The sequence below is a fragment of the Exiguobacterium sp. s40 genome (assembly GCF_018617905.1).
Lineage (GTDB): Bacteria > Bacillota > Bacilli > Exiguobacteriales > Exiguobacteriaceae > Exiguobacterium > Exiguobacterium mexicanum_A.
Genome location: NZ_JACSLC010000002.1, coordinates 115,725 through 127,133, shown reverse-complemented (window position 1 = coordinate 127,133; position 11,409 = coordinate 115,725). Strand labels below are relative to the sequence as shown.

Annotated in this window: 8 protein-coding genes and 2 pseudogenes; 2 read left to right on the top strand and 8 right to left on the bottom strand. The window is 51.3% G+C overall.

The window, feature by feature from the left end; genetic code table 11:
• Positions 1–451: 451 nt before the first annotated feature.
• From KNP02_RS02215 to gatC, 7 genes and pseudogenes are all read right to left on the bottom strand, one after another.
• Positions 452–1,563 (bottom strand): annotated as a pseudogene (locus KNP02_RS02215) (IS3 family transposase).
• A gap of 182 nt (positions 1,564–1,745) precedes the next feature.
• Positions 1,746–3,110, bottom strand: a complete 1,365-nt coding sequence (gene rlmD, locus KNP02_RS02210) for a 23S rRNA (uracil(1939)-C(5))-methyltransferase RlmD (RefSeq protein ID WP_214707032.1) — start codon at positions 3,108–3,110, stop codon at positions 1,746–1,748.
• Positions 3,111–3,206: 96 nt separating this feature from the next.
• Positions 3,207–4,205: a diacylglycerol kinase gene (locus KNP02_RS02205; protein WP_214707030.1), complete on the bottom strand. Its 999-nt coding sequence runs from the start codon at positions 4,203–4,205 to the stop codon at positions 3,207–3,209.
• A gap of 56 nt (positions 4,206–4,261) precedes the next feature.
• Entirely contained in the window at positions 4,262–4,990 is a 729-nt protein-coding gene (locus tag KNP02_RS02200; RefSeq protein WP_214707028.1) for a WecB/TagA/CpsF family glycosyltransferase, read from the bottom strand.
• 7 nt (positions 4,991–4,997) lie between these two features.
• On the bottom strand, positions 4,998–6,428 hold the full coding sequence (gene gatB, locus KNP02_RS02195) for an Asp-tRNA(Asn)/Glu-tRNA(Gln) amidotransferase subunit GatB (protein ID WP_214707020.1): 1,431 nt from the start codon (positions 6,426–6,428) through the stop codon (positions 4,998–5,000).
• 12 nt (positions 6,429–6,440) lie between these two features.
• Complete coding sequence (gatA, locus tag KNP02_RS02190) at positions 6,441–7,883, bottom strand: Asp-tRNA(Asn)/Glu-tRNA(Gln) amidotransferase subunit GatA (protein WP_214707018.1); 1,443 nt, start codon at positions 7,881–7,883, stop codon at positions 6,441–6,443.
• Positions 7,884–7,894: 11 nt separating this feature from the next.
• Complete coding sequence (gene gatC / locus KNP02_RS02185; RefSeq protein ID WP_021066487.1) at positions 7,895–8,185, bottom strand: Asp-tRNA(Asn)/Glu-tRNA(Gln) amidotransferase subunit GatC; 291 nt, start codon at positions 8,183–8,185, stop codon at positions 7,895–7,897.
• A gap of 218 nt (positions 8,186–8,403) precedes the next feature.
• Here gatC and KNP02_RS14800 point away from each other — a divergent pair, with 218 nt between their 5' ends.
• Together KNP02_RS14800 and KNP02_RS14795 are read left to right on the top strand one after the other, a co-directional pair.
• Positions 8,404–8,916 (top strand): MCP four helix bundle domain-containing protein, encoded by a 513-nt coding sequence (locus KNP02_RS14800; RefSeq protein ID WP_251129107.1) that lies wholly within the window; start codon positions 8,404–8,406, stop codon positions 8,914–8,916.
• Positions 8,917–8,962: 46 nt separating this feature from the next.
• The gene (locus KNP02_RS14795; protein ID WP_371819427.1) at positions 8,963–10,105 is read left to right on the top strand and encodes a methyl-accepting chemotaxis protein; all 1,143 of its coding nucleotides are present in this window, start codon (positions 8,963–8,965) and stop codon (positions 10,103–10,105) included.
• 39 nt (positions 10,106–10,144) lie between these two features.
• Here the strand turns inward: KNP02_RS14795 and KNP02_RS02175 are convergent.
• Positions 10,145–11,288: pseudogene (locus KNP02_RS02175) on the bottom strand (alanine/glycine:cation symporter family protein).
• Positions 11,289–11,409: the final 121 nt, after the last annotated feature.

The window sequence follows — 11,409 nt, the reverse complement described above, 5'->3', positions numbered from 1 at the left end:
AATGCAGGCCTAAATCCACAATGTGGCTTTTGGTCTGCATACATACAATTTGGAAACATTCATATTAAAGACACAGTTAAATAAAGGTATAGTTAAATAACCTATATTCTGACCGCAACTAATGAATGCTCAATATCGTATAAATAAGCACAACAAAAAAGCCTATCATAAGGGATAGATTCTGCCTTTTTTATTGCCAGCTTATCTTAAACGCATTGAGGCTGTCATAGTTTCGGTTCCTCCTACATCTTTATTTATATCAATTTATAAAATAACACAACAAGATGATATGTTCAATATAAAAATTATGGAATGAGTCTCATACTTCCAATTCGATGCCAGATTTAAAGGTTATGATAAAGTGGTCTTCATAGACTGTAACGCTCTGGATTATCTTTCTCACAAGCTTATCGTCGTACTCTGGTATGTCAACACTTAATTAGACAACTTTTTAAAGGTTTGATAATTTGTATTCTTGTGGCGATAAGTAACCGAGCGACCCGTGAATACGAATCTTATTGTACCAATTAACGTAATCAAACAGTTCAAGGTCCAGTTCTTTCTGATGTTCAAAAACACGGCCATTAATCAATTCTGTTTTAATCGTTTTAAAGGTAGCTTCTGCTACAGCGTTGTCGTATGGAGTGCCTTTATTGCTTAAAGAGCGTTTGATACCAAAGGTATCTAGTGCTTTGTCGATGAGATGATTTTTAAATTCACTTCCCCGGTCTGTGTGGAATAATTTAAGACGAGTTAAATTGTACGGAACCGTTGAAAAAGCGCGTTGAACTAACTCCGCGGTCTTATTTGGACCAGAGCTGTACCCAATAATCTCACGATTATATAAGTCTACCAGAACACAAATATAGTGCCATTTTTGTCTTACGCGCACATAAGTTAAGTCACTGACAATAACAGTCAATTCCTTCTCTTAATTGAATCTTCGATTCAGTACATTAACTGTTTCAGACTCATTAACGGTCGATTTACTTGGTTTGAATTGAGCAATCGTATATTTAGAGAGTAGACCTTGTTCTTTCATGATTCGACTAATTCGACGACGTGAGACTTGCCAGCCCAGCTTTTGGAGTTCGACTTTTATTTTTCGCTGACCATAAATGTTATGACTAGCTTTAAACACCTGAACAATTAACTGTGTTAGCTCTTCTTCTTGATGATCACGTTGTTTCGCTTCGTAATAGTAGGTGCTTCTTGAGATTTGCAGGACTTCGCACATTGCTGATACCGAGTATTTGTGAAGGTTATTCCGAATCACATCTACTTTCGTCCCATTATCAGCGCTGCTTGTTTTAAAATATCGTTCTCCATCATAAGACGTTGATTTTCTTTACGGAGCTTTATTAATTCTGTTTCTTCAGGCGTACGATTATCTTTTTCTTGAAATGAACCAGATGATTGGTGTTGACGAACCCATCTGTCCAAGGCCGAAGGCGTCAGATCATATTCTCTAACAATATCTGCCCGAGGCTTTCCAGCTAAATGCAGTTGAACAACTTGTTCTTTAAAGTCTTTAGAAAACGATCTTCTCTCTCTTTTAGTCATGATGTTTTTCCTCCGTTGTGATTTGACTTAAGTGTATAAGACCTTATAATTATTGTCCAACTTAGTGTAGCCTATCCAGTTTTGGATAAGTTCCCACATAATAAAAATCCGTGATTATCCTTCCGTTTCAAAACCGGACCTCAAACCACGGAAAGCCTTTATTTACTTATCTTATTACACTCTTACTTCTCAACCCTTGACATCAATACTACCGTCTCAACGTGCGCCGTATGCGGGAACATGTCGACCGGTGTGACTTCGACTAATTTGTAGCCACGGTCCGCAAGATAACGCATATCGCGCGCTTGCGTCGCGACGTTACACGACACGTAGACGATGCGCTTCGGTGCCATCTCGACCATCGTCTCGAGGAACGACTCGGCACAACCTTTACGCGGCGGGTCGACGACGATGACGTCAGGATTGATGCCATCCTTCTTCCACTGCGGCAACACATCTTCTGCCGCTCCACACGCGTATGTCACGTTGTCGATTTCGTTGACGAGCGCGTTCTGTTTCGCGTCCTCAATCGCTTCCGGTACGACTTCGACGCCGTACACGTGCGCCGCTTTCCGGGCGAGGAACAGACTGATCGTCCCGATGCCACAATAGGCGTCGACGACTTGTTCGGTCCCAGTCAGTTGCGCGTATTCGAGCGCCTTGCCGTACAACTTCTCCGTCTGGACCGGGTTGACTTGAAAGAACGAGTGCGGAGAAATCGTGAACGTCAGTCCACCGATCTTGTCCTCAATCGTCTCATGGCCATACAACAATTTGTTTGTCGAACCCAAGATGACGTTCGTCTTGTCCGGGTTGATGTTTTGCATGATCGACGTCACGTCCGGCAGACGTTTCAAGATGTCGGCGACAATCTCGTTCACGCCTTTTATTTTCGTCGTCTTCGTGATCAGGACGATCATCAATTCACCCGAATGGTAGCCGTAACGGGCCATGACGTGGCGGATGACGCCGCGCCCGGTCTTCTCATCGTACGCCGGCACACCGTGCGCCGCGAGCACGTCACGGACGACTTGGACGACCTCATCGTTGCGCTCGTCTTGGATGAGACATTCCTTCATCTCGACGATGTCGTGCGAACGTGGACGATAAAAACCGGCGACGAGGCGGCCGGCCTCGTCTTTGAACGGCACTTGCGCCTTGTTGCGGTAACGCCATGGTTCCGGCATACCGATCGTCTCGTGGACAGGCACATCGAATTGGCCAAGTCGCTTCAACGAATCGACGACACGGTCCCGTTTTTGGCGGAGCTGGCCGTCGTAGCTGAAGTGTTGGAGCTGACAGCCCCCGCACTGATAGAAAATCGGGCACGGTGGCTCGACGCGGTCCGCGCTCGCTTGTTTCACATCGATCAAGCGGGCGAACCCGTACTGTTTATTCGTCTTCGTCACGACGATCTCCACAGTCTCTCCCGGAAGTGCGTTCGGGACGAACAACGTGTAACCGTCGACCCGTGCCACGCCCGCGCCTTCGTGCGTGAGGTCGTGGATGTGGACGTCGAGACGGTCATTTTTTTGGACTGGTAACATGAGTCTCTCCTTTCCCGATTCAAAAAATAGTGTGTATTGGTTCATACCCGTTCCAAGTGAACGAAAAGCTCGGCGTGTGCGCCACGCCGAGCCGACTCATTCTGCTTTCTCGTTTGATACGTTGAACAGCTGTTTGATCATCTGTTCGCGTTCATACTGGGCGTTCAAGTCTTCCATCTCACGGATGCGCGCGTTCGGCGCGAGCACCGTCAAGTGACGGAACAAGTTCCGCATCTCGCCCGTGCATTCGCCGCCGTACTCGCCGTCGATGTTGAGACTCATCGGTTCCCTCGTCGTCTTCATCTTGACGCGTCCCGTCTTGACGTGCTCGACGAGCGGACTCGACAAGTGTTCGCCGCGGAGCAATAAACGGACGACGTGGATGAACTCGAACAAGTTACACTTGCGCAAGATGAACAAGTCGAACAGTCCGTCGTTCAATGACGCGTGCGGTGAGATTTTCTCAAAGCCACCGACCGAGTTCGAATTCGACGTGAGGAAAATCATGACCTCGCCGCTGAACGTGCCCTCGTCGTGTTCGAGCTCGATATACGTCGGCTTGATGAGTGGGAGCTTTTCCATCCCTTTGACGTAATAGGCGAGCTGGCCGAGCGCCGTCTTCAGTTTCGACGGCACTTCATACGACAGCTCCGTCATGATGCCTCCGCCGGCGATATTGATGAAGTAATGGATGTCGCCTTTTTCCCCTTCAATCTCACCGAGGTCGACCGGCATCTCGAACCCGTCACAGATGACGTCGAGGGCGCCGACGACGTTGAGCGGGATTCGCATCGCCCGGGCGAAGTCGTTCGTCGTTCCGACCGGGATGAGTCCGATCGTCGGACGCGTGTCGAGCGGAGCGAGTCCCGAGATGACCTCGTTCAGCGTCCCGTCCCCACCGGCCGCGATAATCAAGTCGAACTCGGCCTCTGCGGCCCGAACGGCCTCGAGCGTCGCGTCGCCGATCGCTTTCGTCGCGTACGTCGACGTCTCATAACCCGCATCCTCGAGGCGGTTCAAAATGTACGGGAGTTCCCGTTTGATCACTTCTTTTCCAGATGTCGGGTTATAGATGACCCGTGCGCGTTTTCGCATATCGTCACCATCAATCTGCTAATTTTTTAATTCTAAATTCTCCAATTCATTACTTGTTAACCAGTTGCCTTCAATACTTTGACAACAAACCGAAAAATATCTATTAATTTCTTTTTACCACGCTTATGGGTTAAAACACGATATATCCATTCAATTTTAAGCAATCTAAAAAGCTTAGGCGCTCGGCGGACTTCACCAGAAAGAACATCGAATGTGCCTCCTACACCCATATAGATGCCTTTATCTACATGATCAATTAAAGAAGCAATCCATTGTTCTTGTAATGGCATACCTAACCCTACCAAAACTACATCAGGTTGAGTACGTATGCATAAGTCTCTAATTTGATTCTTTTCCTCATCCGTAACAAAGCCATGGAAACTTCCACTCCAATTGATGTTCGGATATTTTTTACTCATCCTCTTCTTGAATTCGGATTGAATGTGAGGTTCTGCCCCATAACTAATAATGCTGTATCCTTTTACATTTGCTTCCGCTAGCATCATCTCAGCCAATTCTATGCCGGGAATGACATGGTCAATCGGTTGGTGAAATCTTTTAGAAGCCCATTGGATTCCAACACCATCAGGAATGAGATATTCCGCTTTATGAAGAATTTTTTTATACTCTGGATTGCGCTCCGCCTCCATAATAATTTCTGGATTTGCGGTAATAAAAAATGCTTTTTTATCATTTGATAATATATTTCGCAATGCGTCTAACCATTCATCTCGGCTACCATCTAAAAATGAATAGTTAAATATTTTAATCTCTTTGAATTTCATAAAATCATCAGCGTTTGGCGATCTCTTCGTGGAACAAGCCATCGAGGAGTGCCGGGTTCGCCATCCCTTTCGTCTGCTTCATGATCTGCCCGATGATAAAGCCTTTAGCACGGTCTTTCCCGTTCTTAAAGTCTTCAATCATCTGCGGATGCGCTTCGAACAAGTCGAGGATGTAGCCGCGGAGCAAGTTCTCGTCCGAGATTTGGGCGAGACCGTTCGCTTCGACGTACGCCTTCGGCTCGGCGCCTTCTTCGATCATGGCTGTGAACACGCGTTTGGCGATCTTCGAAGAAATTGTACCTTCTCCAATCAAACGAATCAACTCCGCGAGCGAGCTCGGCGTCAATTTCATCGTCTCGATCGTATCGTCCGATTTGTTCAAGTGACCGAGCACTTCGCCCATGAGCCAGTTCGCGGCCGCTTTCGGTTCGGCACCGGCCGCAGTCGTCGCTTCGAAGAAGTCCGAGAACTCCCGCGTCGACGTGAGCGCCTTGGCGTCATAAGCCGACAAGCCGTAGTTGTTCATATAACGTTCGCGACGTGCGACCGGAAGTTCCGGAAGCGTGGCGCGGATGCGTTCTTTCCATTCCTCATCGATCTCGAGACGGACGAGGTCCGGCTCTGGGAAGTAGCGGTAATCGGCCGCCCCTTCTTTGACACGCATGAGGATCGTCTTCTTCGCTGCCTCATCAAAACGGAGCGTCTCTTGACGCATGACGCCGCCCGTGATGAGGAGTTTGCGGTGACGCTCTTCCTCATACTCGAGCGCCTTCAAGACGTTCGAGAACGAGTTCAAGTTTTTGAGCTCCGTCTTCGTGCCGAACGGCTCTTGACCGAACGGACGGACCGAGATGTTACAGTCGCAACGAAGCGACCCTTCTTCCATCTTGACGTCCGAGACGCCCGCGAACGAGAGTACTTCTTTCAAGCGCTCGAGGTAAGCAACAGCATCTTTCGGTGAGCGCATGTCAGCCTCACTGACGATCTCGATGAGGGGTGACCCGGTCCGGTTGAAGTCGACGACCGAGTGTTTCTCGCCCGTGTGGTTCATCTTCCCGGCATCTTCCTCGAGATGGACGCGTTCGATGCGGAACCGTTTCATCTCACCGTCGACTTCGACATCGACGTGACCGTTGAAACCGATCGGTTGGTCGAACTGCGAGATTTGGTACGCTTTCGGCGTATCCGGATAGAAATAGTTCTTGCGGTCGAATTTCGTATCGGTCGCGATTTCGCAGTTGAGTGCCATCGCGGCCTTGATGGCGAGATTGACCGCCTCTTCGTTCAATTTAGGCAAGACGCCCGGGTGTCCGAGACAAATCGGACACGTCTGTGTATTCGTTTCGGCACCGTATGTGCGCGAGCAGCCACACCAAATCTTCGACTTCGTGCTCAGCTCGGCGTGCACCTCGATCCCGATGATCGTTTCAAAGTTCATCGTACGTCCTCCTTAGAGCTGTGGCATCTTGAAACCGCCGTTTGCTTGTTCAAAAGCATGGGCCACGCGGTAGAGTGTTGGTTCACTGAAATGGTTCCCGATGATCTGTAAACCGACCGGGAGACCTTCTGACAAGCCAGCCGGTACCGAGATGGCCGGGATGCCCGCCAAGTTGACCGGAATCGTCATAATATCGTTGGCATACATCGTGAGCGGATCTTCGAGCTGGTCACCGAGTTTGAACGCGACCGTCGGCGCAGTCGGTCCGATGATTGCATCGTAGTCGGCGAACACGTTCGCGAAGTCTTGCTTCATGAGCGTGCGGACCTGCTGTGACTTTTTGTAAAACGCATCGTAATAACCCGAGCTGAGTGCGTATGTCCCGAGCATGATGCGGCGTTTCACTTCTTCCCCGAAACCTTGTTCGCGCGAGTACGTGAACACTTCTTCGAGCGCATCGGCCTCGGCGCGGCGCCCGTAACGGATGCCGTCAAACCGGGCGAGGTTCGAAGACGCTTCCGATGACGCGAGCAAGTAGTATGTCGGGAGCGCATATTTCACCGTCGGGAGCGAGACCGTCTCGACCGTCGCACCGAGCGACTTGAGCGTCTCGACCGCTTGTTCAATCTGTTTACGGACACCGTCTGACACGCCTTCGGCCATGAACTCTTGTGGAAGTGCGAGCTTCATGCCTTTGATATCACCGTGAAGCGATTTCGTGTAATCCGGTACGTCGACCGTCGCTGACGTCGAGTCCATGTCGCAATGACCGGCAATCGCGTTCAACAAGTAGGCGTTATCTTCGACCGTACGTGTGAGCGGACCGATTTGGTCGAGCGACGAGGCGAACGCGACGAGACCGTAACGTGAGACGAGACCGTACGTCGGTTTCATCCCGACGACGCCACAATAGGCCGCCGGTTGACGAATCGAGCCACCCGTATCCGAGCCGAGGCTGAATAAGACTTGGCCGGCCGCGACCGTTGCCGCTGAACCGCCTGACGAACCGCCTGGTACGCGGTCTGTGTCCCACGGGTTGCGGACGACTTTGAACGCCGAGTTCTCGTTCGATGAACCCATCGCGAACTCGTCCATGTTGAGTTTCCCGATTGTGACGGCACCGGCGTCATGGAGACGCTCGACGACCGTCGCGTCATGGGCCGGGACAAAGTTCTCGAGGAACTTCGAGGCACAAGTCGTGCGTGTCCCTTTCGTGACGATGTTGTCTTTGACGCCGATCGGCAAACCGAAGAGCGGGTTGTCCAAGGTCTTGGCGAGCTCGTCCATCCGTTTCGCCTGTTCGAACGCGTCTTCGTTGAGCGTCAAGAAGGCACCGATTTTCTCGTCGGTCGCCTCGATGCGGTCAAATGATTCTTTGACGAGGTCGGATACCGTGACTTCGCCTTCTTTTATAAGCGTATGCAGCTTGGCTACACCGTGATCAAATAAACTCATGAAGGGCCTCCTTATTCAAAGACCGCTGGGACACGGACTTGGCCGTTCTCCCAATCAGGTGCCATCCGTTCGACTTCCTCGCGTGGAAGTGAAGGACGAACCTCGTCTTTGCGTAGTACGTTTTTCAAATCTAGGGCATGGGTCGTCGGGATGACGCCCGTCGTATCGAGTTCATCGAGTTGCTCGGCGAACTCGAGGATTTTTGTCAATTGCTCCGTGAAGTGCGTCACTTCATCTTCTGTGATCGCAAGTCGGGCGAGTCCGGCGACGTGCCGAACTTCAGCTTCTGTGATTCGAGCCAAAGGTTCCACCTCCAACAGTTTTCAATACATCGTCCATTATCATACCACTTTTTTAAAAGACAAAAAAGAAAATCCCATCTCGCCAATCTTGATGTCTTTTTTGAAAAGTTAGGGAATGTCCCTGTAATATTGACTCGTTTCCAAAAACGCCTATTCGGTCCGTCCCTCAATCTCATTATGCTTAGAAAGAAGCATTCTTTTTTTCGAGGAGGATCCCTATGTCAATCCGTAACAAACTGATCGTCGCCTTCACCGTCTTGCTCGTGTTGTTGCTCGGGGTGAGCGGCTACTCATTCTATGCGTTGAACGCGTCCAAGGCCGCCCAGCAAGATATGAACGTCTCGTGGGTGCCGGGGATGGACCAAATTCATCAAGTCGATAAACAGCTGCTTGAGATTCGCCAACAGATGATGCGTCACGCCTTGGTCGAAGACGAGGTGACGAAGCAAAACGTCGAAACGAACCTCGACACGGGCATCACGATTCTCGAGCAACAGATGAGCGGTTATGAGTCGACCATCATCACGAAAGCCGACCAGGAGCTGTTCGATCAAGCGACGGACCAATGGACGACATTTAAAACGAATATCGAAGAGCTCGTCCGCATCTCGAACGCGGACGGTCAACGCAGCCGATGCCTATATTCGGGACACGGCGACACCGGCCGCCGATGCCTTCTCGAACACGCTCGGTCTGCTCGTCAACTTGAACCGCGACGCGATTCGGTCTGACACGGAATCCGGTGCGGCGCTGTTCGAGCAAGTTCAGTTCACGCTCATGGTCATCATGGCCGCGGCGGTCGTCTTTACAGTATTGATGATGGTATTCATCTTCCGCTCAATCTTCGAACCGCTCAACGAGTTCAAACTGAAGATGCGCGAACTCGCCACGAGTCAAGGCGATTTGACGACCGCCATCCCGGTGAAGCGACGCGACGAGTTCTCGGGACTTGCCCGCGACTTCAACCAATTCCTCGCCAACCTCCGTCAACTGATCCTTCAAGTGAACGGTGTGTCACGCGGGGTGACCGAACAATCCGCTCACATGTACGACGAATTGAAAGCGCTTGATACGTATATGACGACGACCGCCGCGACGACAGAGGACTTGACAGCCGGCATGCAACAGACGGCCGCGAGTGCACAAGAGATGAACGCGTCGGCTTCCGACATGGAACGGACGCTCCACCATATCGTGACGATGGCCGCCGAGCGAAAAGCCGAGGCCGCACAAATCGATGCCCGTGCCGTCGCCCTGCGTGACCATGCCGTCGAGGCGAAAGCGTCCGCACTCAGTGTCCTGTCATCGACACGTGTCAATTTGGAGAAAGCGATGCAGGATGCCAAAGCCGTCCGGGAAATCGCGACACTCACGAATGACATCCTCGACATCGCCGCCCAGACGAATCTCCTGTCCTTGAACGCCTCGATCGAAGCCGCTCGGGCCGGTGAAGCGGGACGCGGGTTCGCCGTCGTCGCCGATGAGATTCGAAAACTGGCGGAGACGAGCCGGACGACCGTCGAACGGATTCAAGCCATCTCGACGACCGTGCTCCACTCCGTCGACCATTTAAATGACACGTCGAGCGAGATGCTCGGTTTCCTCGATACGAACGTGTTGAAAGACTATGACCAGCTTGAGGAAGCGGCCGAGCATTACAGTGAGGACGCCGGCCGATTCGAGACGACCGCATCAGAATTCGCCGATGCCGCCGTCGAACTCGAACAGTTGACGTCGAATATGATCGGGGTCATCCAAGATGTCGCCGTCACAGTCAACAACGGGGCGCTCGGCACGCAAGAAATCGCCGAGAAAGTGACGATGTCCGTCGACCGGTTCAGTGAGTTGAACCGGGCCACCGAGATGTCCCAACAAAAAATGGATGAGTTGAACGAATTGATCGGTCAATTCAAAGTATGAAAAAAGGAAGCGTCCTCGCATGAGGATGCTTCCTTTTGATTAGGCGGCCGCTTGCCGCAATTCTTTTTTCCGTTCCAATTCGAAGCGCTTCGTCTCGGCGACGACGACACCCGACAAGAACTAGAGACCAATCAAGTTCGGGATCGCCATCAGTCCGTTGAAGACGTCCGAGATCGCCCAAATCAGATTCAAGTTCGTCGTCATCGCACCAAGTCCAGCGACGAGGATATACATCATCCGATACGGAACGATCGCTTTCTCCCCGAGCAGATAATAGACCGACCGTTCGCCGTAATAACACCAGCCGATGACCGTATCAATCAATACTTGTGTCATTGAGACGAGCGCTTGTCGTCCCGGGAAATCGGTCTTCGCCGCAGCAGCTGCGATTGGTGCCGAACCGAGACCCGCCTCGTTCGAGAACACGCCTCGGGCGACCCCGTAACGGATGGCCTCCGCACTGAACGTGCTCGAGAAGATGATCGCGAACGCGGATGGGATCAATTCGAAGTTCATGACGAGGATAACGAGTCCGCCCCCGACATAACCGATAATCATGACCGGCACGAATACGCCGACGACTTTCCCGATTGATTTGACGCCACCGAGGATGACGAATCCTGTAAGTACCATGAGCACGATACCCGTCACGAGCATCGGAATTCCGAATGACGTATTGAGCGCCATACTGATCGAGTTCGTCTGGACGCCGTTACCGATACCGAACGCGGCAATCGCAGCGAACAAGGCGAACGTCATCCCGAGTCACTTCTTCTTCAAGCCGTGCTCCAAGTAATACATCGGTCCGCCGGCAATCTCGCCCCGCTCATCGACGACACGATATTTGACAGCAAGAATCGCCTCGGCGTACTTCGTCGCCATCCCGATAAAACCGGAGAGCCACATCCAGACGATGGCCCCCGGTCCCGACCGTGGCCGCGAGCGCCGTCATGAGCGCCTGAAAGTGCGAGATGTCCCCGCGATGCTTTTTCTGTTTCTCCGCTTCCGCTCCCGTCTTCGGTTTCGGAAGGAACGCTTCTTTCAGCCCGAAACCGAGCCGCGTCACTTGGATAAAGCCGAGCCGGAACGTCAAATAAACACCCGTCCCAATTAATAAAATCAATAGATTTGGGCCCCAGACGAGATTCGATAGACTCGTCAGGACCGCTTCAAACTTTTCCATGCTGATGCCCCCTATGTGAATCCGGTGTTCACCGTTCCTTCATATTTTTCAGAACATTCTCAACTTCGTCAAGTTGACGAGGCATCTATCTGGTCCGTTATCGTGTAATATTTTTGTAATA